General features: G+C 55.3%; 22 protein-coding genes. 6 read left to right on the forward strand and 16 right to left on the reverse strand.

What is annotated here, in order from left to right; translation table 11 throughout:
* Window positions 1-4 precede the first annotated feature (4 nt).
* Window positions 5-793: an acyl-CoA thioesterase II gene (locus Q4501_RS03630; RefSeq protein ID WP_303594227.1), complete on the reverse strand. Its 789-nt coding sequence runs from the start codon at window positions 791-793 to the stop codon at window positions 5-7.
* Between the two features lie 196 nt (window positions 794-989).
* Here Q4501_RS03630 and Q4501_RS03635 point away from each other — a divergent pair, with 196 nt between their 5' ends.
* Window positions 990-2,516, forward strand: coding sequence for a DEAD/DEAH box helicase (locus Q4501_RS03635; RefSeq protein WP_303594228.1), 1,527 nt, complete (start codon window positions 990-992; stop codon window positions 2,514-2,516).
* Here the strand turns inward: Q4501_RS03635 and Q4501_RS03640 are convergent.
* From Q4501_RS03640 to Q4501_RS03655, 4 genes are all read right to left on the reverse strand, one after another.
* A complete protein-coding gene (locus Q4501_RS03640; RefSeq protein ID WP_303594229.1) occupies window positions 2,495-3,010 on the reverse strand; it encodes a dihydrofolate reductase in 516 nt (171 codons plus the stop codon). The two genes, Q4501_RS03635 and Q4501_RS03640, sit on opposite strands and share 22 nt — an antisense overlap.
* Window positions 3,011-3,193: 183 nt before the next feature.
* Window positions 3,194-4,033 (reverse strand): thymidylate synthase, encoded by an 840-nt coding sequence (locus Q4501_RS03645; protein WP_303594231.1) that lies wholly within the window; start codon window positions 4,031-4,033, stop codon window positions 3,194-3,196.
* A complete protein-coding gene (gene lgt, locus Q4501_RS03650; RefSeq protein ID WP_303594233.1) occupies window positions 4,030-4,818 on the reverse strand; it encodes a prolipoprotein diacylglyceryl transferase in 789 nt (262 codons plus the stop codon). The genes Q4501_RS03645 and lgt overlap by 4 nt, the downstream gene beginning before the upstream one ends.
* Window positions 4,819-4,828: 10 nt before the next feature.
* Window positions 4,829-5,626, reverse strand: a complete 798-nt coding sequence (locus Q4501_RS03655; protein ID WP_303594234.1) for a sulfite exporter TauE/SafE family protein — start codon at window positions 5,624-5,626, stop codon at window positions 4,829-4,831.
* Between the two features lie 99 nt (window positions 5,627-5,725).
* Here Q4501_RS03655 and Q4501_RS03660 point away from each other — a divergent pair, with 99 nt between their 5' ends.
* The 4 genes from Q4501_RS03660 to dxs all read left to right on the forward strand — a co-directional run bounded on the left by Q4501_RS03660 (window position 5,726) and on the right by dxs (window position 9,818).
* On the forward strand, window positions 5,726-6,499 hold the full coding sequence (locus Q4501_RS03660) for an NRDE family protein (protein ID WP_303594360.1): 774 nt from the start codon (window positions 5,726-5,728) through the stop codon (window positions 6,497-6,499).
* A 55-nt stretch (window positions 6,500-6,554) separates the two neighbouring features.
* A complete protein-coding gene (locus Q4501_RS03665) occupies window positions 6,555-6,809 on the forward strand; it encodes an exodeoxyribonuclease VII small subunit (RefSeq protein WP_303594236.1) in 255 nt (84 codons plus the stop codon).
* Window positions 6,810-6,832: 23 nt separating this feature from the next.
* Entirely contained in the window at window positions 6,833-7,705 is an 873-nt protein-coding gene (gene ispA / locus Q4501_RS03670) for a (2E,6E)-farnesyl diphosphate synthase (protein ID WP_303594238.1), read from the forward strand.
* Between the two features lie 181 nt (window positions 7,706-7,886).
* The gene (gene dxs / locus Q4501_RS03675; RefSeq protein WP_303594240.1) at window positions 7,887-9,818 is read left to right on the forward strand and encodes a 1-deoxy-D-xylulose-5-phosphate synthase; all 1,932 of its coding nucleotides are present in this window, start codon (window positions 7,887-7,889) and stop codon (window positions 9,816-9,818) included.
* A 78-nt stretch (window positions 9,819-9,896) separates the two neighbouring features.
* Here dxs and ribA read toward each other — a convergent pair whose 3' ends face one another.
* From ribA to Q4501_RS03705, 6 genes are all read right to left on the reverse strand, one after another.
* Entirely contained in the window at window positions 9,897-10,511 is a 615-nt protein-coding gene (gene ribA / locus Q4501_RS03680; protein WP_303594242.1) for a GTP cyclohydrolase II, read from the reverse strand.
* Between the two features lie 97 nt (window positions 10,512-10,608).
* Complete coding sequence (gene moaC, locus Q4501_RS03685) at window positions 10,609-11,091, reverse strand: cyclic pyranopterin monophosphate synthase MoaC (protein WP_303594243.1); 483 nt, start codon at window positions 11,089-11,091, stop codon at window positions 10,609-10,611.
* A 103-nt stretch (window positions 11,092-11,194) separates the two neighbouring features.
* Window positions 11,195-12,196 (reverse strand): Nudix family hydrolase, encoded by a 1,002-nt coding sequence (locus Q4501_RS03690; protein ID WP_303594245.1) that lies wholly within the window; start codon window positions 12,194-12,196, stop codon window positions 11,195-11,197.
* Window positions 12,197-12,198: 2 nt separating this feature from the next.
* The gene (argJ, locus tag Q4501_RS03695; protein ID WP_303594247.1) at window positions 12,199-13,416 is read right to left on the reverse strand and encodes a bifunctional glutamate N-acetyltransferase/amino-acid acetyltransferase ArgJ; all 1,218 of its coding nucleotides are present in this window, start codon (window positions 13,414-13,416) and stop codon (window positions 12,199-12,201) included.
* A 109-nt stretch (window positions 13,417-13,525) separates the two neighbouring features.
* A complete protein-coding gene (gene secA / locus Q4501_RS03700) occupies window positions 13,526-16,273 on the reverse strand; it encodes a preprotein translocase subunit SecA (protein WP_303594248.1) in 2,748 nt (915 codons plus the stop codon).
* Window positions 16,274-16,452: 179 nt separating this feature from the next.
* Window positions 16,453-17,406 (reverse strand): M23 family metallopeptidase, encoded by a 954-nt coding sequence (locus Q4501_RS03705; RefSeq protein ID WP_303594250.1) that lies wholly within the window; start codon window positions 17,404-17,406, stop codon window positions 16,453-16,455.
* 212 nt (window positions 17,407-17,618) lie between these two features.
* Between Q4501_RS03705 and Q4501_RS03710 the strand changes: the two genes are divergently transcribed.
* Window positions 17,619-18,065, forward strand: coding sequence for a DciA family protein (locus Q4501_RS03710; protein ID WP_303594251.1), 447 nt, complete (start codon window positions 17,619-17,621; stop codon window positions 18,063-18,065).
* An 11-nt stretch (window positions 18,066-18,076) separates the two neighbouring features.
* Here the strand turns inward: Q4501_RS03710 and lpxC are convergent, their stop codons facing one another.
* From lpxC to Q4501_RS03735, 5 genes are all read right to left on the reverse strand, one after another.
* Entirely contained in the window at window positions 18,077-18,994 is a 918-nt protein-coding gene (gene lpxC / locus Q4501_RS03715; RefSeq protein WP_303594253.1) for a UDP-3-O-acyl-N-acetylglucosamine deacetylase, read from the reverse strand.
* Window positions 18,995-19,203: 209 nt separating this feature from the next.
* Complete coding sequence (ftsZ, locus tag Q4501_RS03720) at window positions 19,204-20,361, reverse strand: cell division protein FtsZ (protein ID WP_303594254.1); 1,158 nt, start codon at window positions 20,359-20,361, stop codon at window positions 19,204-19,206.
* Between the two features lie 95 nt (window positions 20,362-20,456).
* On the reverse strand, window positions 20,457-21,692 hold the full coding sequence (gene ftsA / locus Q4501_RS03725) for a cell division protein FtsA (RefSeq protein WP_303594255.1): 1,236 nt from the start codon (window positions 21,690-21,692) through the stop codon (window positions 20,457-20,459).
* 36 nt (window positions 21,693-21,728) lie between these two features.
* Entirely contained in the window at window positions 21,729-22,568 is an 840-nt protein-coding gene (locus Q4501_RS03730) for a cell division protein FtsQ/DivIB (RefSeq protein ID WP_303594257.1), read from the reverse strand.
* Window positions 22,561-23,526 (reverse strand): D-alanine--D-alanine ligase, encoded by a 966-nt coding sequence (locus Q4501_RS03735; RefSeq protein ID WP_303594362.1) that lies wholly within the window; start codon window positions 23,524-23,526, stop codon window positions 22,561-22,563. Before Q4501_RS03735 ends, Q4501_RS03730 begins: the two co-directional genes overlap by 8 nt.
* Window position 23,527: the final 1 nt, after the last annotated feature.

Below are 23,527 nucleotides of genomic sequence, written 5' to 3' on the forward strand. Positions count from 1 at the left end.
ACCCCTAGCCAAAGACGGTCGCGGTCTGGCGACTGATCGCCAGCAACTCACCCCTGGGTGTCCAGATTCCGGCATTGAAATGACAATAGCCGTCTCCTGCCTGCTCAATTGTCGCCTTGTACAATAGCCAGTCATCTGGCTTCAGGGCCGGCCTTGGGTGAATAATATCGAACGCCCAGGACAATGAACTGGCGGGCACCTGGGACTTGAAGTGCTGAAGAACCGGCGCTGGCCAGGCGTCGATAAGTGCAACAATATGCGCATCGGTCATAACCTCGGGCACGTCCCTGAACCGCATCCAGCCACCCATTTCACGCCCACTTCCACCCGTAAACGGCATAGTTCCGTATGCCCAGCGCATATCTATGTACCCGATAAATCCCGGAGTGACACCTTCGATATACGGAAGCCCCTGGCACTGATCCACTGGTTTAACCTCCGGAGCTGGCATTCCATCGATGCGCACAACCGATTCCCGGTCGCCTGCAAATGCTCCAATACAGATTAACCGCGGTTCCCCATTCTGGATAATCCGCCCTTCCACCTGGCTGACCGAGCCGCCCTCGCGCAGAATCTGTGTATCGAAAACCGCGGGAACCTCTGCTTCTACCGGCCCTATAAACGACACGTGCATGGACCGTACAGGCCTGTTATCAGCAACCGTTCGCTCCATACGGTCGAACAACAGACCAGTCACCAAGCCGCCAAAGGTCGCTCGCCCTTGAGACCAGGTCGCAGGCATCACCAACTCGTTGCTGGCACGGCCAGCGGCAATCAGTTCATCAAAGGTCATAGCGCGTTCCTATTAGCAACCTATCAGTAAAACAGGAGATTGCCGAAATTACGGGCACAACGCAATCCCGGTGCTCCGGCAACTACCTACAGACTGGATTCGATTTTACGTATTAAAACCGTCAAAAAGCGTTTATAATATGTTCACATAATGCATTGCCCGGCAATGCTCTACCTCCCGAATTCCGAGTAAATCAATGTCTGAATTGTCCTTCGCCGAACTGGGGCTTGATCCAGCCGTACTTGAAGCTGTATCCGCTATTGGCTATGAAACCCCGACGCCCATCCAGGCCCAGTGCATTCCCGCGCTGCTCGCTGGCAAACACTTACTGGGCGTCGCCCAGACCGGCACGGGTAAAACCGCCGCCTTCGCTTTACCGTTGCTGAGCCGTATTGATGCATCCGTAAGTGAACCACAGATTCTGGTTCTAGCCCCCACACGGGAGCTGGCCATTCAGGTGGCAGAAGCGTTTACCTCCTACGCCGCCAAGTTCAAGCACTTCCATGTACTGCCAATTTATGGTGGGCAAGACTTTTACCCCCAGATCAAAGGCCTTAAACGCGGTGCCCAGGTTATTGTCGGCACGCCCGGCCGTATGCTGGACCATCTTCGCAAAGGCACACTGAAGCTGGGCAATCTGAAAGCGCTGGTTCTCGACGAAGCTGACGAAATGCTCCGCATGGGTTTCATTGACGACGTAGAAGCCATACTGGCCAAAACGCCGGAAAATTGTCAGCGCGCGCTTTTCTCGGCCACCATGCCACCGCAAATCAAGAAGGTCGCCAGGACCTACCTGAGCGATGCGACCGAAGTAAAGATCGAAAGCGAAACCCGCACAGTTGAGCGCATTTCGCAGTTTGTTCTCCCGGTATACGCAGAGCGCAAGCTGGATGCCCTCACCCGTATTCTGGAAGTAGAGCCTTTCGAAGCGTCGATTATCTTCGTTCGAACCAAGGCCGAAACCACACTGCTGGCTGAAAAATTGAGCGCTCGCGGACATGCTGTCGCCCCGCTGAACGGTGATCTGAATCAACGCCAGCGTGAGCAGACGGTTGAAGATCTGAAGCGTGGCAAAAAAGATATCATCGTGGCCACAGACGTAGCGGCGCGTGGTCTGGACGTACCAAGAATTACTCACGTCATTAACTACGATGTGCCCTACGACACTGAAGCCTACATCCACCGGGTTGGGCGTACCGGCCGTGCCGGGCGCACTGGTAAAGCGATTCTGCTGGTTACTCCCCGTGAGCGGAGCTGGCTTCGCACGCTTGAGCGCGCCACTAACTCGCCAATGGAAGCTTACGAGCTGCCGTCGCCAGTTGAACTGAAGAAAATGCGCGAAGAGCAGTTCGAAAGCCAACTGCTTGGTTTTGCTGAAGACAAGAAGCTTGCGAAGTCTATGGCATTGCTTGACGATATCGCTGAGCGCAACGAGATGGATATCGCCATGGTTGCCGGCGCCCTGGCCTGTTGGATGGAAGCGCTTCAGCCAGGCACTTTCCCGCTTGAACAGCCGGAAGCCCTGCCCGTTGTGTCTGCAACAGCACCTCCCCGTCGTGATCGCAAGGGCGGCCGCCCGGGCGAGTACCGTAAGGGACCGCCTAAAGGTGGATACAAAGGGCGCGGCGGCCCAGGTGGCTCAGGTGCCCGCGGCAAACCACCGGGCAAAGGTGGCAAGCCGGGCGGTAAGCGGCCTCCCCGTCAGTCAGACGCCAAGCGCTGATAGACGACGAAGCTGTAGTCGTAAGGATTGTTATCGGACGCGGAGAAATCCTCCCGTCCGATCTCTTCCCACTCATCCCAGTTCACTTCCGGAAAATACGCATCGCCATCCACCTCGGCATGCACCTGCGTAATGTAAATACGATCTACCATGGGTAGCGCTTCTGCGTAGATTTGCCCTCCCCCGATAATCATTACTTCGTCACCACCTTCCAGCTCAGCCTGTGCTTCTGCCTTTATCAAAGCCTCTTTCAGTGATTTGGCGGTAACCGTTCCTGCGGGCGCTTCACGATCCGCATTCCGGGAAATAACCAGATTCATCCGGCCCGGCAAGGGTCTGCCAATGGAGTCCCAGGTTTTCCTGCCCATGATGATGGGCTTGCCCATGGTGGCTTGCTTGAAGTATTTGAGATCGCCCGGGAGATGCCAGGGCAGGTTGTTGTTTTTTCCGATTACCCGATTTCGGGACATGGCTACTATGAGGGCTTTACGCATGCTGGTTCCTTTGACTCGGGGCTTTTTGCTTTGGGCTTCGGGGCTGCAAGGATGCAAAACGGCTCTCCAAAAACCGCTGTGAATACGTCCGTGTACGCTTGGCTCCGCCATCCATGGCTCCGCACATTTTTGGCGAGCCGTTTCGCACCCTTGCGATCAAACGTCGCGCGAAGCTTGCCAGGTTTATATTGCTATGGGCGCTTTAATGCCTGGATAAGGGTCGTAGCCCTCGAATTCGAAGTCTTCCAGTTCGTAATCAAATATTGAGTCTGGTTTGCGCTTGATCACGAGTTCAGGGAGCGCCTTCGGCTCACGCTTGAGCTGTTCGAAAACGATGTCATCGGTGAGGTGATTTTGATAGAGATGACAGTCGCCAAAGGTATGCACAAACTCGCCAACTTCCAGGTCACACTGCTGGGCGATCATGTGGGTCAGCAAGGCGTAGGAGGCAATATTGAACGGTACCCCCAGAAACAGGTCAGCGCTGCGCTGGTAAAGCTGGCATGAGAGTTTTCCGTCGAGCACGTAGAACTGGAACAGACAATGGCAAGGAGCCAGCGCCATGCGCCCTTCCCGGGCATTTTCCTGGGGACCAACAGATTCGTCCGGCAGTTCCGCCGGGTTCCAGGCAGAAACGATCAGGCGCCGGGAGTTTGGCTTGTTGCGGATCTGATCAATGACTTCGCTGATCTGGTCCACCACGCGGCCATCAGGGCACTGCCAGCTACGCCATTGTTTGCCGTAGATAGGGCCAAGGTCACCGTTTTCCAGCGCCCATTCGTTCCAGATCGAAACCTTTCGCTCTTTCAGCCAGTTGTTGTCCGTTGAGCCTTTCAGAAACCAGAGCAGCTCGTAGATAATGCTGCGCAAGTGTACTTTCTTCGTGGTTACCAGAGGAAAGCCGTTTTGAAGATTAAAACGAATCTGCCGCCCGAAAACAGAGCGGGTGCCGACACCGGTGCGGTCGCCCTTGTCGAATCCGTTATCCACTACGTCTTTCATGAGATCGAGATAGGCTTTCATTCCGCGTTTCTCCGATAAGCAATAAACATCAGGGCTGCGCCTGCAAGCACCATCGGAAAGGAAAGTACCTGCCCCATGGTGAGCCAGTCAAACGCCAGATAGCCCAACTGGGCGTCTGGCTGCCGCACAAACTCCACCAGAAAACGGAAGATTCCGTAGCAAATCAGGAACAGCCCTGACACCGCCATTCGCGGCCGTGGCTTGGCAGAAAACCACCAGAGGATGACAAAGAACAGCACACCTTCCAGGGCAAACTGGTAAAGCTGGGATGGATGTCGAGCCAACGCATCCGGCGCCTGGCGGAACACCATGCCCCAGGGCAGATCCGTCGGCTTGCCCCACAGTTCGCCGTTGATAAAGTTACCAATCCGCCCGGCCCCCAGGCCTACCGGTACCAGAGGTGCGACGAAATCCGCGAGCCGCCAGAACCCGGTGCCAATTTTGCGCCCGTACAACCACATGGCGAGCATGACGCCAAGCAGCCCGCCGTGGAAAGACATACCACCCTCCCATACTCGTAGGAGCCACATGGGGTCGGCCAGAAAAACACTGAAGTTATAGAAAATAACATAGCCAAAACGCCCGCCCAGAATAACGCCGAGCGCCAGGTAAAACAGAAGGTCGCCCATCTGCTCCTCTGTAATCGGAGACCCCGGTTTGCGAGCACGCAGGCGGCCCAGCCACCAGCCGGCAACAAAGCCTACGAGGTAAGTCAGCCCATACCAATGAATTTTTAATGGCCCGATGGCAATGGCGACCGGGTCTATCTGTGGATGCTGAAGCATCAATAACCTCTCAGCTTAGAAGAAAACGAAGGCCAACCAGCAAAAGCATGATGGCAAACACCCGCTTTAGCACTTTGGCGTTCAGTCGATGCGCCAGGTTAGCGCCGACACGTGCGAACAGAACGCTGGTGAGAATAATACCTACCAGAGCCGGCAAATAGATGAAACCAAGGCTGTATTCCGGAACAGCGGACTCACCCCAACCCGTCCAGGCGTTCCCGAGGGTGCCCGCAATGGCAATAGGCAACCCGCATGCGGCAGAGGTGCCCACAGCCTGCTGCATCCGCACATTACACCAGTTCAGGTAGGGTACCGTCAGTGTACCGCCGCCTATTCCGAAAATAGCGGAGGCCCAGCCTATTCCTGCACCGGCCGCACCAAGGCCTGAACTCCCCGGCACGTCTCTGCCCGGAGAGGGGTTTACATCGAGTAGCATCTTGAAACCCACGAGGATGACAAATATTCCAATGATCAGTTCCAGGGCTGGGCCACTGAGTAGTGACGCAGTCCAGGCCCCCACAAGGGCGCCAAGCACTATACCAACAGTCATAGGGCGAAAGATGTCCCAACGAATTGCACTGTGTTTCTGGTGCGAGCGGATAGAGCTGAAGGAGGTGAATACGATGGTTGCCAGTGAGGTGCCCACAGCCAAATGGGCAGCAATCTCAGGGCTGAAGCCCTGCGCCCCGAAGCTGAAAATCAGCACCGGCACAATAATAAGGCCGCCACCAATGCCAAAGAGGCCCGCAAGGGTTCCGGCAAAGGCTCCCAGCACCATATAAATCAGAAACACGGATAACAGGGACATAAGTGCTCACACATACGGGAAAATAAGGCTGGTATGATACACACCAGCAAGAACTTCATCACCCAGGAATACCCCCTTAGATCCGGAGAACAACCTGGCATGTGTCTGATCGCATTTTCTATTGGCCAAAGCGCCCGTTTCCCCCTGGTGGTTGCCGCCAACCGGGATGAATTTTTCCGGAGACCCACAGCGCCTCTCGACTGGTGGGAAACGGAATCCGGCGAACGGATTCTGGCCGGCAGGGACCTCCAGTCCGGGGGAACCTGGCTGGCAGTTTCCCCGGAAGGCCGGGTGGCTGCAGTAACCAATGTTCGCGAAGGCACCCCAGAAGCCGGCCAGGCAAGCCGTGGCGAGTTGCCCTTACGGGCGCTCATTGAAGCTGAATCGCAGTTGCAGGGAAGCCTGGAAAACACAGCTGCCCGGTACGCCGGCTTCAACCTTGTCAGCCTCGGCGAAGCGGGCGGCTGGTACTTCAGCAATCGGGATGCACACCCCGGTCGAGCCATTCATCGCGGAATATATGGCCTGAGCAATCACCTGCTTCAAACGCCCTGGCCGAAACTGCTGCGCCTCCGGGAAGCCGTAGGCCGAACCATAAAGTCGGCAGGAAATCATGCCCGGGACTTGCACACAGACCTTGCCCGGCTGCTGAAGGATACAACACCGGCGCCGGATCACTTGCTACCCGATACCGGCATAAATCTTGACACTGAACGCTTTCTTTCGTCGCCTTTCATAACCGGTGCTGAATACGGCACACGAGCCACCACAGTCGTCAGCGTCTCCCATATTGGCGAAGTTCGCGTTACCGAGCAGAGCTGGGGACCAGAAGGCCGCCCGGAAGAGCACCGGGAATTCCACTGGCAGCGATAGCGCTCAGCCTCTGATATACTCCGCGAAATTCGTTCACCCGATCGGAGGGCCGCCGATGGCCGGTCAACAAGACGCCACATCCATTGCCGACTTTGAGAAGTCTCTCGATGAGCTGGAAACGTTGGTACGCAACCTGGAACAGGGAGAGCTGTCCCTCGAGCAATCGCTGTCAGCCTTCGAGCGGGGCGTGAAGCTGACCCGCGCATGTCAGCAGGCGCTCAAGAGCGCTGAACAAAGGGTTGAGCAATTGGTGCAAAACGACGATGGCACCCTTGAAACCCGTCCACTTTCGCCGGGCGATGCCGACTGATGCATAACGGGAGGTCGCCGACCATGGATTTTCTGGAAGCCTGCCGCAGCCGCGTAGACGACGAACTGGATCGCCGCATAAAATCCGGCTCCGTGTCTGAGCAGTTGCAGGCAGCAATGCGTTACAGCGTACTTGGCGGAGGCAAGCGCATCCGCCCGGCATTGGCCATTGCTGCCGCGAATGCCCTCGGCCAAAACCCTGATGCAGCATTGGTTCCAGCCTGCGCAATAGAGCTGATCCATGCCTATTCGCTTGTGCACGACGATCTCCCGGCGATGGACAACGACGAGTTGCGTCGTGGTCGGCCGACGGCACATATTGCCTTTGATGAGGCTACGGCAATCCTGGCGGGCGACGCCCTGCAGGCACTGGCATTTGAATGGTTGGCAGAGGCTCCCGGCATTGAGGTATCAGCGCGGCTCGCCATGATTCAGGAACTGGCCCGCGCAAGCGGACATAGCGGCATGGTAGGCGGCCAGGCGATTGATCTGGAATCCGTGGGCAAAAGCCTGACACTGGCACAGCTCGAAACCATGCACCGACACAAAACCGGGGCGCTCATTGAAGCCAGCGTGCGAATCGGAGCATTGACCGTGCCCGGCATCAGTGAACACTCACTGAATTCCCTGACGCGTTATGCCAAAGCGCTCGGGTTGGCATTTCAGGTTCAGGATGATCTCTTGGATATTGAGGGAGACACAGAAACCATCGGCAAACCCCAGGGCTCCGATATTGCCCGCGCAAAACCGACGTACCCCGCCCTGCTCGGACTTGCAGGAACACGGAAGCATCTTGCCTCACTGCTCAGCAACGCGCTTGAGAGCCTGCAGGATTTCGGCCCGGAAGCCGACCCCCTGAGGGCTATGGCAGATTATGTGGTAGCCAGAACTCATTGAGTACGCTTCTTAAATCAACATTGCGCCTCTCGGTGAGCCTTTCGTTGAAATCAGGCGCCGCGAAGGCGCACACTGAGCAAGTACAATTTCGTAACATATGGCCCGACATGTGTGAAACAGGCACCCCTGTTCCCCTATAATGGCAGCCAGTTACCGAACATTCCGGAAAAGACCCGAGTAGATGCAGGACACTTATATTTTCAAGGAAATCCCGTCACAGCGGCCAAATACGCCCTTGCTGGACAGGGTTGACGTGCCCGCCCAATTGCGGGAGTTGCCGGCTGAACAGCTTGTTCAGTTCGCCAGAGAACTGCGCGCGTTTTTATTATGGACTGTCGGGCAGACTGGCGGCCATTTCGGCGCGGGGCTTGGCGTGCTCGAGCTCACCGTAGCCCTGCACTATGTCTTCAACACACCCGAAGACCGCCTTGTATGGGATGTTGGCCACCAGGCTTACCCACATAAAATCCTGACGGGCCGCCGTGAACAAATGGGTAGCATCCGCCGAAAAAACGGCCTGGCCGGCTTCCCTAAACGGTCTGAAAGCGCCTATGACACCTTCGGTGTAGGTCATTCCAGCACCTCAATCAGCGCAGCTCTGGGCATGGCCGTTGCCGCCCAACAGCAGAAAACCGGTCGCAAGAGCATTGCCGTTATTGGTGATGGCGCCATGACGGCAGGCATGGCCTTTGAGGCACTGAATCACGCAGGGCACCTGCATGCTGATATGTTGGTGGTCCTGAACGATAACGACATGTCGATTTCACACAATGTCGGTGGCCTGTCTAACTATTTCGCCAAGCTGCTTTCAAGTCGCACCTACAACCAGGTTCGTGACAGCAGCAAAAAGGTCCTCCAGGGCGCGCCCAACCTGATGGCACTGGCAAAGAAAACTGAAGAACATTTCAAAGGTATGATCGTACCAGGCACCCTGTTTGAAGAGCTGGGTTTCAATTATATCGGCCCCATCGACGGCCACGACCTGCCCTTACTGATCGAGACCCTGGAAAACATCCGTGAGCTGGAAGGGCCGCAGTTCCTTCATGTGGTGACCACCAAAGGCAAGGGCTTCGCGCCGGCCGAAGCAGACCCCATCGGCTACCACGCCATCAACAAGATTGAGCCGGTGCCTCCAAGCAAACCTGAGCCGCTCAAACCCAAGCCCGCGAAGCAGAAATACGCGAACGTGTTCGGGCAGTGGTTGTGTGATGCCGCGGAACAGGACGAACGGGTAAACGGCATAACGCCCGCCATGTGCGAAGGTTCAGATCTGCTGGAATTCTCCAGGCGCTTTCCGGACCGCTATTTTGATGTTGCCATTGCCGAACAGCACGCCGTAACGCTTGCCGCAGGCCTTGCCTGCGATGGCTGCAAGCCAGTGGTTGCAATTTATTCGACATTTTTGCAGCGTGCGTACGACCAGCTGATACACGATGTCGCTATCCAGAACCTTGATGTGTTGTTTGCGATCGACCGGGCTGGCCTGGTTGGCGAGGACGGCCCGACTCACGCAGGGGCTTTTGATATCAGCTATCTGCGTTGTATCCCGAACATGGTGTTGATGACGCCGTCCGATGAAAATGAAACTCGCCAACTGCTTCATACCGGCATGCTGTTTGAGGGGCCCGCAGCTGTTCGTTATCCCAGGGGAACCGGACCAGGGGCGGTGATCCAGAAAGCACTTACCCGCCTGGAAATCGGCAAGGGACGAAAGATCCGTGACGGCAATGACGTCGCCATTCTCAACTTTGGAACCTTGCTAAGCCCGGCCCTGGAAGCCGCAGAAAAATTGGGCGCAACGGTGGTCGACATGCGTTTCGTAAAGCCACTGGACGAAGCTCTGGTTCTCGAGCTCGCAGAGCAACACGAACTACTGGTCACACTGGAAGAAAATGTCATAGCCGGGGGCGCAGGCAGTTCTGTTACCGAATTCCTGAACAGCCAGGAGGTTTCCATGCCAGTGCTACACCTGGGGCTCCCCGACACTTTCATTGATCATGGCAAGCACGAAGAACTGCTGAAAGACTGCGGGCTGGATGCTCAGGGCATATTCGCTGCAATAAGTGCCCGCATGGAGCGGTTGCAACACCAGAGACTTAAAGCAGTGAAATAGACCTGTCGCCAAACCAGTATACAAAAAGCCCGCTCAGGCGGGCTTTTTTAATATTAACATCGGCTCTCAGTGCTGCATTTATATCGCAGGATCATCGTCCTGATGGGTTTCCAGCCAATGCCCGAGTTTGCTCTGCTTGGTGTCCAGGTAGTGCTCATTATGAGGGTTACGCCCGACATGCAGTGGCACACGCTCCACAATCTCGATGCCATAGGACGTCAGAGCTTTAACCTTGCGAGGGTTGTTCGTCATCAGGCGCAGGCTTTTGATGCCGAGATGCTCCAGCATGTCTTTACACATGCTGTAATCGCGCAGGTCAGCCGCAAATCCAAGGCGCTCATTGGCCTCTACGGTATCAGCCCCCTGATCCTGCAGGTGGTAAGCCCGGATCTTGTTGAGCAACCCGATACCACGACCTTCCTGGCGCAGATACATCAGAATGCCGCGCCCCTCACGGGCAATGCTTCGTAACGCTTCTTCAAGCTGGTAGCCGCAGTCACAGCGCATACTGTACAGGGCGTCGCCGGTCAGGCATTCCGAGTGTGTGCGTGCCAACATGGGTTCGTCACTTTCAAGCGACCCCAGAGTCAGTGCAACGTGCTCCTTTCCGGTGTCCAGCTCTTCAAAACCGTGCATATCGAACACCCCAAACGGGGTCGGAAGTCGGCAGGTCTGGATGTAACGAACAGCCACAGTGTTTCCTCGTGGTTCAGTAAATCGGGGTCCGGATTCTAACATGGGTGAGCTATCAGGCGGTATTTACGAGCCCAGTTACCATGCAGATCACGCCTTATTGGTTACCCGCAACCCAATGCCCACTGCGTCCGCCTTTTTTCTCCAGCAGGCGCACGGCGCTGATCTCCATACCCTTATCAACAGCCTTGCACATATCGTACAGCGTCAGCGCAGCAACACTGGCCGCCGTCAGAGCTTCCATTTCGACACCCGTCTGGCCTGAAAGCTTGCAGCGCGTCAGTATATGCACTGACGCACCATCCGCCCCAGGGGTGAGCTCAACTTTCACAGAGGTGAGGTTCAAAGCGTGGCACAAGGGAATCAAATCGTGGGTTCGCTTGGCGGCCATAATTCCGGCAATACGCGCCACCGCCAGCACATCGCCTTTCGGATGCTCACCGTCCGTGATCATCCGCAGGGTTTCAGCCGCCATATGGATAGTTGCTTCTGCGCGCGCTTCGCGTTCCGTTACGGCTTTATCCGTAACGTCCACCATGCGGGCTTCACCTTTGTCATCAAGATGGGTCAGTTTACTCACAGCGTCTCCCCAGGTGCGTATTTGAGAATAACCGCCAGATCACTAGCGATATAAGTGAAATTCCGCCGGCGAGCATATCAGATATACCCGTCAGCGCGGCTGATCATGCGCAACTTGCTGGCCACCAGTAACCTATCCCGGCAACCCCCTGTCCTCCGGACTGCTTTACCTGATCAAGATCTGCAGGTTCAAGACCGCCCAGAGCAAAAACCGGAATCGTTGCACGAGAAACCAGTTCACGGAACTCCATCCAGCCCATGGCTGGTGTATCCGGGTGTGTTGTCGTCTGTTTTACCGGTCCCAGCGTCACATAATCCGCACCAATGACAACGGCATGGTCGATTTCGTGAGCATCGTGGCAGGAAACCCCAAGCCAGACGCCGCTCGGTACGGGCCTCGCATCAAGCTTTTCTGCTTCTCGCCAGGGCAGGTGAAGCCCAGCTGCGTCCGGATTCTCATCAAACACTGAGACCGACCCGTGGACCAGAAGACCAACACCGACCGTCTCGCAAAGGTCTGATGCAGACTCGGCCAGGCTACAGTATTCCTCTGCAGCCATACCCGGAGCGCGCAACAGTACAAGGCTTGCACGATCACTAGCTGGCAACACGGCCGGCAATTTAGAAAGCGCATTGCTTAGCTGCCGGACGCCAGCATCTCCGGCCTGAATATCTCCTGTTATAGCAAGCAGGAAAGGAAGCCTCAGAGCGCGAATAATGGGTCGGTTGGCCGCTGGAAAGTCTTCGTCGCGCAGTTGTTCAGGGCACATCCAGTCTATGGTCTGCCCCTCACGGCCATGAGCCTTGCCACGCGCCTGATCGGTTCTCCAGACATCCAGAAATACCCGTTTGTCACCATAATCGTGGCGAATGCCAATAACGGGCTGAAGGCAATCGGCCGCTATCTGTAACCCGGTTTCCTCAGCGATCTCACGCACCAGAGCGTCCTGCACGGATTCTTCTGGCTCAACCTTGCCGCCGGGAAATTCCAGCAAACCTCCCTGATGCACATGATCTGGCCGGCGGGCAATGAGCACACGCCCTTCCCGGACAATAACTCCGACTGCTACATGTACCTCTCGGACGTGGGCTCCTGTACCAGCCATAGTTAACTGCGGTAGTCCGCGTTAATTGTGACGTAGTCGTGGGAGAAGTCGCAGGTCCAGACCGTCTCGCTGATATCACCCCGTTTCAGGTCAATAGCAATAGTGATCTCTTCCTGATCCATGACCGCCTGCCCCCGCTCCTCGGAATAATCCTCGGCGCGGCCACCATTCCTGACAAGACAAACCTCTCCGAGATAGATTTCGAGCGCACTGACGTCCAGATCCGCAACGCCGGCTCGACCGACCGCCGCCAGAATCCGCCCCCAATTAGGATCAGATGCAAACAGCGCCGTTTTTACCAGAGGGGAATGGGCGACCGTATAGGCCACATCCAAAGCCTCTTGCCGGGCAGCTGCGCCGCTGACGCGAATGGTAACGAACTTGGTTGCGCCTTCACCGTCGCGCACGATAGCGTGGGCGAGATTCATATAAACGTTCTTCAACGCATCCCGCAGCGCCGGCAAATGCTCGCTGTCCAGAGTAATTTCCGGCCCGCCGTACTGGCCGCTGGCTATCAGCATGCAGGCGTCATTAGTTGAGGTATCACCATCAATTGTGATGCGGTTAAACGACTGCTCTCCGAGTTCTGATGCCAGCACCTGCAACGCGTCTGGCGCAATAAGGGCGTCTGTGGCAATGAAACCCAGCATAGTAGCCATGTTGGGGCGAATCATGCCCGCACCCTTACTGACACCAGAGATGGTGACAGTGTGCCCGCCCAGAACAACCTGCGCGGATGCGCCCTTGGGGCGCGTGTCGGTCGTCATTATACCGCTGGCAGCTTCCACCCAGCGATTATCACCAGCGCTCGCAAGCGCATCTGGCAGCGCGCCCAGGATCTTCTGAACCGGCAAAGGTTCACCAATCACCCCTGTTGAGAATGGCAAGACCTCAGAAGCGCTAACACCTGCTTGCTGCGCTAAGGCCTCGCAGCAAGCCAGTGCGTCTTGCATTCCTCGCTCACCGGTTCCTGCATTAGCGTTCCCGGTATTGATCAACAGATAGCGTGGAGCCTTTTCCGCTAAATGTCTGCGACTGATAGTAACCGGAGCGGCACAGAACTGGTTGGTCGTAAACAATCCCGCTACCCGGCTGCCTGGTGCCAACTCAAACACCACCACATCTTTACGCCCGGGCTTTTTGATACCTGCGCTGGCAATACCCAGCCTGACACCTGCTACCGGAAAGAACTCGGGTAAGGTTCCTGGTCCAACCGCCATCTTTGCCACTCCTTCTGAATTGAATATGCCTGAAAACGAAAAACCCGCAGTCTTCCAGTCAACTGGTCGATTGCGGGCTCCTTACTTTAGCTTTTCCAGTGAGGGTTGGTCAGTTCACCTTTCCACAACACTGTTTGTACTTTTTGCCAGATCCGCATGGGCAAGGCTCGTTACGGCCCACCTTGCGCTCCTGTCGCACGAAGGTGTCAGGCGTAGTCTGCCGGGAACCCTCACCACCGCTATCGCCTTGCTCAGCCTGACTCTGCGCGGTCGCGCTGGTCTCGTCATGGCGCAAGCGCGCCTTGGCAAGCTCAAGCTCAAGGGCTTCTTTACGGCGACGCTCGACCTCTTCCATTTCCTCACGGCTTTGAACCCTGACATGGCAAAGCACGCGAGTTACATCACGCTTCATATTCTCAAGCAGGCCCTCAAACATGTTAAATGCTTCGCGCTTGTACTCCTGCTTGGGGTTTTTCTGGGCATAGCCGCGCAGGTGAATACCACGGCGCAGGTGATCCATATTCGAAAGATGTTCTTTCCATAGCGTATCCAGAACCTGCAGGAACACCTGCTTTTCGAATTTACGCATGGACTCTGCGCCGGCCACTTCTTCCTTGGCTCGATAGGCTGCCACAATCTCATCCAGAATTTTCTGGCGCAGACTGTCTTCGAAAAGCTTTTTGTCTTCTTCCAGCCAGGCCTGGATTGGCAGGTCAACAGCCATTTCCGACTGCAACTGAGTCTCCAGCCCTGCCACATCCCACTGCTCAGGCATGCTCTGGGGCGGGATGTGTTCGCTGATCAATGCATCAACAACGTCTTCACGGATGGTGTTAACCATCTCGGAGACATCCTCTGACGCCATAACCTCGTTACGCTGGTCATAAATCACAGTACGCTGATCGTTAGCGACGTCATCGTACTCGAGCAGCGTTTTACGCATGTCGAAGTTGCGACCCTCAACCTTACGCTGGGATTTTTCAATGGCATTCGTGACCATGCGGTGTTCAATGGCCTCGCCCTTCTTCATACCCATCGCCTGCATCAGGCTCTTGACACGATCCGGCGCAAAGATGCGCATCAGGTTGTCTTCCAGAGACAGGAAGAAGCGTGAAGAACCCGGGTCGCCCTGACGGCCGGCACGACCACGCAACTGGTTGTCTATACGGCGGGATTCGTGGCGCTCGGTACCCACAATATGCAGGCCACCGGCTTCCAGAACCTGATTATGACGTTCTGTCCATTCAGCTTTGAGGCGCGCAACCTCCTCCTCTGACGGGTTGTCCAGCCCGGCGACTTCGTGCTCCCAGTTGCCGCCCAGCACAATGTCCGTGCCCCGGCCGGCCATGTTGGTGGCAATAGTAACGGCACCCGGACGCCCGGCTTGGGCAATAATCTGAGCTTCTGATTCGTGCTGTTTGGCGTTAAGGATCTTATGCTCTATACGCGCTTTTTTCAGCAGCATCGAGAGTAGCTCCGATGCCTCGATGGAGGCGGTGCCCACAAGAATTGGCCGACCCTCACCGGTCACATCCTTGATCTCATCGATGATGGCGTGGAACTTTTCATCCTGAGTCAGGTATACGAGATCGTTGTAATCAATCCGCTGGATGGCTTTGTTCGGTGGAATGACCACAACATCCAGTGCGTAGATCTGACGAAACTCGAAAGCTTCGGTATCAGCCGTACCGGTCATACCGGCAAGCTTGTCATACAACCGGAAATAATTCTGGAAGGTTGTTGAAGCCAGAGTCTGACTCTCAGCCTGAATCTTCAGACCTTCTTTGGCTTCCATCGCCTGATGCAGGCCTTCGCTCCAGCGACGGCCTGGCATGGTGCGGCCTGTATGCTCATCAACAATGACAACCTGGCCACCCTGAACAATGTAATCCACATCTTTCTGAAACAGATGGTGGGCACGCAGTGCTGAATGCACATGGTGCAGCAGGCTCAGATTGGCCGCGGAATACAGGCTCTCACCTTCCTGCAGAAGTTGGCGACTCAGCAGCAGCTCTTCAACCCGTTCATGCCCCGCCTCGGTCAATTCAACCTGACGTGACTTTTCATCGATGGTGAAGTCGCCGGAGGGTTCGCCCTCCTCACTGACTTCGCCTTTTTGCAGACTGGGGATCAATTCATTAATAGCAATATACGCTTTCGAGCTGTCTTCAGCGGCACCAGAGATAATAAGCGGAGTACGGGCCTCGTCGATGAGGATCGAGTCAACTTCGTCCACAATCGCATAATGGAGACCGCGCTGTACCTTGTCATCGGCGCTGAACGCCATGTTGTCACGCAGATAATCAAAACCAAATTCATTGTTCGTGCCGTAGGTAATATCGGCCTGATAAGCAGCTCGCTTTTCCTCCGGAGCCTGACCGGCGACTACTACACCTACCTGCATACCGAGAAAGCGGTACAGCTTGCCCATCCACTCGGAATCACGGCTGGCCAGGTAATCATTCACAGTTACAACGTGTACCCCTTTGCCCGGCAAGGCATTGAGATAAACAGCAGCAGTCGCGACCAGCGTTTTACCTTCACCGGTCTTCATCTCCGCAATCCGACCCTCATGCAGGGTTATGCCACCGACTAACTGTACATCGTAGTGGCGCATGCCCATGACACGCCGCCCCGCTTCACGAACGGTCGCAAACGCTTCGGGCAGCAATGCATCCAGACTTTCACCTTCATCAAGCCGGCGACGGAATTCCGCCGTTTTGCCCTGCAACTCGGAGTCCGCCAGATTGCCAAACTGCTCTTCAAGCTCATTAACACGCAAGGCAAGCTTACGCATTCTCTTGATTTCTCGGGCATTTTTACTGCCGAACATCTTGGTTGCAAACTTTGAGAACATAGACCACTACTTCTTTGATTAAACGGAGGAAGCCGGCATTCTAACCTTATTTTGTAACAGTACAAAAGGCAGGGCTCACATAGCCTGAGTTCCGTGACTATCCTGTGCCAAATACCGGGAGCTGACAAACCTGACGAAACTGGCGGGAACAAGGTTAACGTCAGGCAGCGCCTGAGGTTCTAGCGACTGGCTCTCTTGATATAGGTTTCCGGGTTCTCGCTTTTTCCATTGCGAATGACTTCAAAGTGAACATGAGGCCCAGTGGAGCGACCCGTGCTCCCCATCAGCGCCAGCACCTGCCCCTTCTGGATCACATCCCCTACTTTAACCTTGATCGTTTTGCTGTGCGCATAGCGGGTAACCAGGCCATCGCCATGGTCGACTTCAACCAGATTACCATAACCGGAGCGCTCACCTGCGTATGATACAACGCCACCAGCTACAGAGATAATATCACTACCGTCCTTACCTGCAAGGTCGACGCCGGCATGCCAGGTACGCTTTCCAGTGAAAGGATCTGAGCGATAGCCATAACGTGAAGATAACCAGCCCCAGGTAATGGGACGACCTTCCAGGTACAATTCGTCTTCAAGTTTCTGGCGCGATGAAACCTGATCCAGCAACCGAAGTTGCTGCTCACGATCCAGCATCTTGCGCTCCAACTCATCAATCATCCGGGTCAGTTCCGGTGCCGTGAAGGAATCCGCAGAAAGGGCGTCTTCAGGGCCACCTACAGCCGCTGGCTGATTAAAATCAAATTCATCGCTGGCTACCAAGCCAGATTCCACAAATCGCTGACCCAGTGCATCGAGGCGCAGTAATCTGCCCTGAATCTCGCCAAGGCGCAGGGTCAACGCGTCTACCTGATCCTGCACATTTTGCTGCAACCCCGCCAGTTCAGCTTTCTGCTCACCCAGCCTGCTTTGCCATTCGGCTACAAGTTCAGAGCTTGATGGCTCTCTTGCTTCCGCCTGGTTCATTGCGATGGTGTACCCACCCCAGGCCGTCGCAACCAGCAAGGCAGCTACGAAAAATGCCAGAACAAGAGCGACTGTGCCGTTAAGGGCAAACACACGAGATGCTCCGTGGCGTTTGCCAACGAGAATGATGTTCATATTGTCTTCTGGTTTCATCAATGAGCTGCAATCCTGTCCTGTAGTGCTGCAGCTCGAAATGTTCCGAGTGGGTCTGCCCTCCTTAGCAACAACTACGTACTGATAAATCGCAGCGCCCGGTAGACATACTCATTTACAACAAGGTAAAACAAGAGCACTGGAGGCACCACGCGTAAAACGTGCAGAAGTGTAACCAATCGTTATCGCGGCCGTCGAGAAGAAAGCACCTTATGAACCGAAAAAATGATCAAAAAATGACCTTTGACAACCTTGGAAAAACCCCGGTTCTGAGAGAACTGGTCGCCAAAGCCAACACACATCGCATGGCGGAAGAAGAGGTCATGGCAGCCTTGCCACCAACGCTGGTAGCGGGTACCCGGTTCGTCTGTTGTCAGGAAGGGGAGCTGACTCTCTCAGCGGAGAACGCGGGAAAGGCCAGTCAGATTCGCTTTCGGCAACACGAGATCATGGAAAAATTGCGGGAAAACGAGCTCTTCCGGTTCGTATGGAAGCTCAAGGTGAAAGTTGCGCCCCCAAGATTTCATGACAGGCCGCCAGCAAAAAAAATACCTTTAAGTAAAGAAAATGCCCGACTCCTCAAAGAGGAAGCCGGGCACACGAAGGATAAAAAACTACGCGAGGTTCTCGAAAAACTCGCAAGCCATGTCCGGGATTAAGGCATCCAGCCTTAAGCCGGCACCGCCAACACAGGCTTCATGTAAGAGATAGGTGCAGTTTCTTCGTTATCGAAGGTAACCACTTCCCATGAGTCCTCTTCCGCCCTGAGTTTACGCAACAGCTTATTGTTCAGGTCGTGACCAGACTTGATACCGCGGAACTCACCGATCAGGCTATTGCCCAGCAGGTAAAGGTCTCCGATTGCATCCAGTACTTTGTGCTTCACGAACTCGTCGTCATAGCGCAGACCATCCTCGTTCAGGATCTTGTAGTCATCTACCACTATGGCGTTGTCGACACTGCCACCCAGGGCCAGGTTCATCGCCCGCAGCTTTTCAATATCGCGCATGAACCCGAAAGTCCTGGCGCGACTGACTTCCTTCACGAAAGACGTACTTGAAAAATCAACGGTCGCTGTCTGGGCACGACCTTTGAACACAGGGTGATCAAAGTCGATGCCGAAACTCACCTTGAAGCCTTCGAACGGCAGGAAGGTTGCCTTCTTATCGCCCTCTTCGATGGTCACTTCCCGCTTGATACGAATGAATCGCTTTGCAGCTTCCTGCTCAGCAATACCGGCGGACTGCAGCAGAAACACGAATGGACCGGCAGAGCCGTCCATAATCGGTACTTCTGAAGCGCTCAGTTCAACATAGCAGTTATCGATACCGAGACCAGCCATAGCGGAGAGCAAATGCTCGATTGTCGCCACACGGACACCGTCTTTTACCAGCGTCGTGGACAGCATGGTCTCACCCACATTTTCAGCACAAGCAAGAATTTCGACTACCGGGTCGAGATCCGTGCGCCGGAAAATGATTCCCGAATCTACCGGAGCTGGCTTCAGGGTAAGGTAAACCTTTTCCCCTGAGTGCAAGCCAATCCCGGTAGCACGGATCGTGTTTTTAAGTGTCCGTTGTCTGATCATCGGTTCGTTATTCCGTAAAAAATGGCGATATTCAAAGCAAAAATCTGGGCGCAGAATATCAAAGAATACGTCTGAGTACCATTTGCCCAACCTGAAATTGCCTAAAAAATAAGCAACACCGGCTATTGGTCATCAGCGCTTCATTGTCCGGAATTATGGTCTATCTCTTCAGATATGAACCTGCACCGGACATCAATTGCAACAGATTATCAGTCAGCCTGCCTCCGAAGGAATGCGGGAATATCGAGATAGTCGACTCCCTGCTCTTCGCTTTCTTTGCTCTGATCTACCGCAACGTTTCCGTGTGATACCGCACGGCGACGCAGGATTGCAGGGCGGTCCAGCTGGTTGTAGTCCGTTTTACCGTCCAGAGTTCGCGTGTTATCAACAACCTTGGTCGGCTTTTCACGATCGCCACCAAGCCCTGTTGCAACAACGGTTACCTTCAGCTCATCAGTCATTTCCGGATCAATAACGGTGCCGACGACCACTGTGGCAGTGTCTGACGCAAATTCACGCACAATGTCGCCAACCTCGGAGAACTCGCCAAGGTTCAGATCCATACCTGCGGTGATGTTGACCAGAATACCTTTGGCGCCCTGCAGGTTGACATCTTCCAGCAGCGGGCTGCGAATAGCGGCCTCTGCAGCTTCCTGCGCGCGATTCTCACCGGAAGCACGGGCTGTACCCATCATCGCCATGCCCATTTCGGACATAACCGTTTTAACGTCGGCGAAATCGACGTTGATCATGCCGTTCCGGGTAATCAGATCCGCAATGCCCTGAACCGCTCCCAACAGAACATCATTAGCTGCGGCGAAAGCGTCCAGCAGGCTGGTCTTTTTACCCAGCACTGCAAGTAGCTTTTCATTTGGAATGGTGATCAGCGAGTCAACGCTTTCTTCCAGTTCCTTGAGCCCCTGATCAGCCAGACTCATTCGTTTGCCACCTTCAAAGTTGAAGGGCTTGGTCACTACGGCAACGGTCAGTATGCCCATTTCCCGAGCAACCTCCGCAACCACCGGCGCAGCACCAGTGCCCGTTCCGCCACCCATACCAGCGGTGATGAACACCATGTCCGCGCCTTTAATGGATTCAGCAATGCGGTCACGGTCCTCGAGAGCAGCCTGGCGGCCTATCTCAGGGTTGGCTCCGGCACCCAGTCCTTTCGTGATATTTCCGCCCAGCTGAATGATCTGACGGGCATCCATATCAGCCAATGCCTGAGCATCTGTGTTGGCGCAGATGAACTCCACACCTTCGATGTCACTGTTAAGCATGTGGCGCACAGCGTTACCGCCGCCGCCGCCAACACCCACTACCTTGATGACAGCGTTTTGTTGGACATTATCGACAAGTTCAAACATTCCCCTTCTCCTTCGTGCTGTTTCAGCCTTGTTCCAGGCTGTTTATTCGAGTTTGTATTTTCGAGATACCTTCGTTTACTGCCTGCCCGGAACCGTCAGAAATGACCGGTAAACCAGGCCTTCATGCGCTCAAACAGCGAGGGTGCATCCTCGCCCTTGAGCACCGGTGCCCGGCCAAGATCCATCTGCCGGAAACCGTGAATCAACAACCCCACGCCCGTGGCGTAAACGGGGTTATTAACAACTTCTGTCATACCGGAAACTGCATGCGGACAAGCTAGCCGCACCGGCATATGGAAGATTTCTTCAGCCAACTCCACCACACCCTCCATGGTGGAGGCGCCCCCGGTAATCACGATGCCCGCCGGAACCAGATCCTCAAAACCTGAACGGCGCAGCTCCGATTGCACGAGGGTAAACAGCTCCTCGTATCGAGGTTCAACAACTTCCGCCAGCGCCTGTCTCGACAGATCACGGGGCGCCCGGTCGCCAACACTCGGCACCTTGATGGTCTCATCAGCTCCCGCCAACTGCGTCAAGGCACAGGCGTATTTGATCTTTATCTCTTCGGCGTTCTGCGTGGGCGTTCGCAATGCCATGGCTATGTCATTGGTAACCTGGTCGCCGGCGATAGGAATAACGGCCGTGTGACGGATGGCACCGCCGGTGAACACAGCAATATCCGTAGTACCACCTCCCACATCCACCACGCAGACCCCCAGTTCCTTCTCGTCCTCTGTGAGGATTGCGTGGCTGGAAGCCAACTGCTCCAGAATGATGTCATCAGCCTCAAGACCGCAGCGGCGAATGCATTTTTCAATGTTTTGCGCTGCGTTAACGGCGCATGTCACCAGGTGCACCTTCGCTTCGAGGCGCACACCGGACATGCCCATAGGCTCCTTGATGCCTTCCTGGTTATCGATCACAAACTCCTGCGGCAGAATGTGCAGGACTTTCTGATCCGCAGGAATAGCCACGGCCTGGGCTGCATCGATGACCCGGTCAATATCCGCCTGCGTTACTTCACGGTCGCGAATCGCCACAATGCCGTGGGAGTTGAGGCTTTTTATGTGGCTGCCTGCAATCCCTGCATACACTGAGTGGATTCGACAACCCGCCATCAGCTCAGCTTCTTCAACCGCCCGCTGGATCGCCTGAACCGTAGTTTCGATATTGACCACCACGCCCCGCTTCAGTCCCCTTGACGGATGGGAGCCAATACCCACCACTTCAATGGTTCCGTCCATCTTGCGTTTGCCGACTATCGCAACCACCTTCGAGGTTCCGATATCGAGGCCGACAATCATGTTTTCCGTTTCAACCGATGACATGTGTTCCACCAAACCGTAGGTCTGAATTTACTGTTTCTATGTTTTCGGGCCGGAAGCAGCCAGAGCTGGCTTCCACTGAACCGCTACACCGTTGGTATAGCGGGCATCTACCCGGCTAACTTCGTCCGACCGCGATATAAGCCGGTTTTCATACACAGTGATAAAACGTTCAAAGCGCTTCGCAACCTGGTCCCGCCCGAGTACCACTTCAATTCCATTCGAGAGACGTAGGGTCCAGGCACCTCGTCGCTCCAGTGAGAGCCCGGAAAAACCCAGCCCGTGCCCCACAAGCTTGTCACTCATGGTACGGGCCATGCTGATCACATCCCGCACCCGCTCATCCGGCCCCGAAAGCTGCGGCAAGCGCCCGGCCACTTCGGGGTTGGGTGGCATAAAAAGCTCTCCTGTGCGGCTCACCAGGCGACCGTCGTTCCAGTACGCCAGGGGCTTTTTCTCCCGGATATTAATCTCCAGGCGATCCGGCCAAACCCGGCGCACCGCTACAGTCTCTATCCATGGCCGCTTCTCCAGATCAGCCTTGATTTCCGAAAGATCCGTCGAAAAATAGCTCTTACCGATCCAGTTCCCGGCTTGGCGTTCAATGGCAACGCGGCTGTCGCCCACAAATTCACCGTTTACATCAATGGCCATAACCTGCTGATCCATGGCACCCAGAACCTTACCCGTTGCCCAGGGCACCAAGCCCGCCAACAGCAGTACCGCGATACCCATACCGGCCTGCAGCCAGGGCACGGCAGCCAAGACTGCCTTCAACACTCCAAACCGGTCCTTCTCCGGCCCGAGGGAGGTTGCCCCCCTGCGCCGGGGAGGGTCGGACGGTACCGCCCGGCTCCGGATGAGTAGTGTTTCAAGCATCGGCAGTCTCCAGCGTGTCGCAAAGAATCCTCACAACAAGCTCTTCAAAGCTGATACCGGCAGCTCTTGCCGACATAGGTACCAGGCTATGGTCGGTCATACCCGGCACCGTATTTACTTCCAGCAACCAGAATTCGCCGTCCCTATCCTGCATGATGTCTACTCGGCCCCAGGTGCGGCAGCCGACGACGCGAAAAGCCTCAAGCGCAAGTTTCTGTAATCGCACTTCATCCTGGGGCGCTAAACCACAGGGAATTCTGTAGCGGGTGTCATCTGCCAGGTATTTCGCGTCATAGTCGTAGAACACATGGTCCGTGCTCAGCCCTATCGCTGGAAGCGCGCTATCCTGCAGCAAGCTGACGGTGAATTCCGGACCTTCAATCCACTCCTCTACCAGAACCGAGTTATCCAGTGCAGCAGCTTGCTCGTATGCTTCAGCCAGTTCTGCGACGTTATTTACCTTACGAATACCGATACTGGAGCCTTCGCGAGATGGCTTTACACTCAATGGTGTGCGCAACTCACGAACAATCTGTTCAGCCTCATCGGCAGCCGACATGGTTCTGAACTTTGGTGTCGGCAGACCACAACCCGCAAAGACATATTTGGTACGAAGCTTGTCCATTGCCAAAGCAGATGCCATCACTTCGCTGCCGGTGAAGGGAATACCAGCCTGAGACAGAATCGCCTGCAAGATGCCGTCTTCCCCACCGCGGCCGTGTAACGCTATGAAAACCCGATCAAACTCAGGGCTCTCGACGGTCTTCAGAAGACACCCCTGAACATCAATGCCAAACGCATCAACGCCGGCAGATACCAGAGCAGCAAGAACGGCCTTGCCGCTCTTGAGAGAAACATCACGCTCCGCGGAGTCTCCCCCCATAAACACAGCCACGCGTCCCAACGACCGAACCAATGCTGGCTCGGCCTGATACGCTGGTATCCCGGAATGCTGCATA

Origin of the sequence: Marinobacter sp. 2_MG-2023, assembly GCF_030546935.1 — a bacterium.
GTDB lineage: Bacteria > Pseudomonadota > Gammaproteobacteria > Pseudomonadales > Oleiphilaceae > Marinobacter.

Coding starts and splice junctions, on each gene's coding strand:
- Q4501_RS03640 (WP_303594229.1), bottom strand. CDS start 3,010: ATGCGTAAAGCCCTCATAGTAGCCATGTCCCGAAATCGGGTAATCGGA.
- argJ (WP_303594247.1), bottom strand. CDS start 13,416: ATGGCGGTTGGACCAGGAACCTTACCCGAGTTCTTTCCGGTAGCAGGT.
- Q4501_RS03635 (WP_303594228.1), top strand. CDS start 990: ATGTCTGAATTGTCCTTCGCCGAACTGGGGCTTGATCCAGCCGTACTT.
- Q4501_RS03630 (WP_303594227.1), bottom strand. CDS start 793: ATGACCTTTGATGAACTGATTGCCGCTGGCCGTGCCAGCAACGAGTTG.
- dxs (WP_303594240.1), top strand. CDS start 7,887: ATGCAGGACACTTATATTTTCAAGGAAATCCCGTCACAGCGGCCAAAT.
- Q4501_RS03655 (WP_303594234.1), bottom strand. CDS start 5,626: ATGTCCCTGTTATCCGTGTTTCTGATTTATATGGTGCTGGGAGCCTTT.
- ftsZ (WP_303594254.1), bottom strand. CDS start 20,361: ATGTTTGAACTTGTCGATAATGTCCAACAAAACGCTGTCATCAAGGTA.
- Q4501_RS03645 (WP_303594231.1), bottom strand. CDS start 4,033: ATGAAAGCCTATCTCGATCTCATGAAAGACGTAGTGGATAACGGATTC.
- Q4501_RS03710 (WP_303594251.1), top strand. CDS start 17,619: ATGAACCGAAAAAATGATCAAAAAATGACCTTTGACAACCTTGGAAAA.
- Q4501_RS03730 (WP_303594257.1), bottom strand. CDS start 22,568: ATGCTTGAAACACTACTCATCCGGAGCCGGGCGGTACCGTCCGACCCT.
- secA (WP_303594248.1), bottom strand. CDS start 16,273: ATGTTCTCAAAGTTTGCAACCAAGATGTTCGGCAGTAAAAATGCCCGA.
- ftsA (WP_303594255.1), bottom strand. CDS start 21,692: ATGTCATCGGTTGAAACGGAAAACATGATTGTCGGCCTCGATATCGGA.
- Q4501_RS03705 (WP_303594250.1), bottom strand. CDS start 17,406: ATGAAACCAGAAGACAATATGAACATCATTCTCGTTGGCAAACGCCAC.
- Q4501_RS03660 (WP_303594360.1), top strand. CDS start 5,726: ATGTGTCTGATCGCATTTTCTATTGGCCAAAGCGCCCGTTTCCCCCTG.
- Q4501_RS03735 (WP_303594362.1), bottom strand. CDS start 23,526: ATGCAGCATTCCGGGATACCAGCGTATCAGGCCGAGCCAGCATTGGTT.
- lgt (WP_303594233.1), bottom strand. CDS start 4,818: ATGCTTCAGCATCCACAGATAGACCCGGTCGCCATTGCCATCGGGCCA.
- Q4501_RS03690 (WP_303594245.1), bottom strand. CDS start 12,196: ATGGCTGGTACAGGAGCCCACGTCCGAGAGGTACATGTAGCAGTCGGA.
- ispA (WP_303594238.1), top strand. CDS start 6,833: ATGGATTTTCTGGAAGCCTGCCGCAGCCGCGTAGACGACGAACTGGAT.
- lpxC (WP_303594253.1), bottom strand. CDS start 18,994: ATGATCAGACAACGGACACTTAAAAACACGATCCGTGCTACCGGGATT.
- Q4501_RS03665 (WP_303594236.1), top strand. CDS start 6,555: ATGGCCGGTCAACAAGACGCCACATCCATTGCCGACTTTGAGAAGTCT.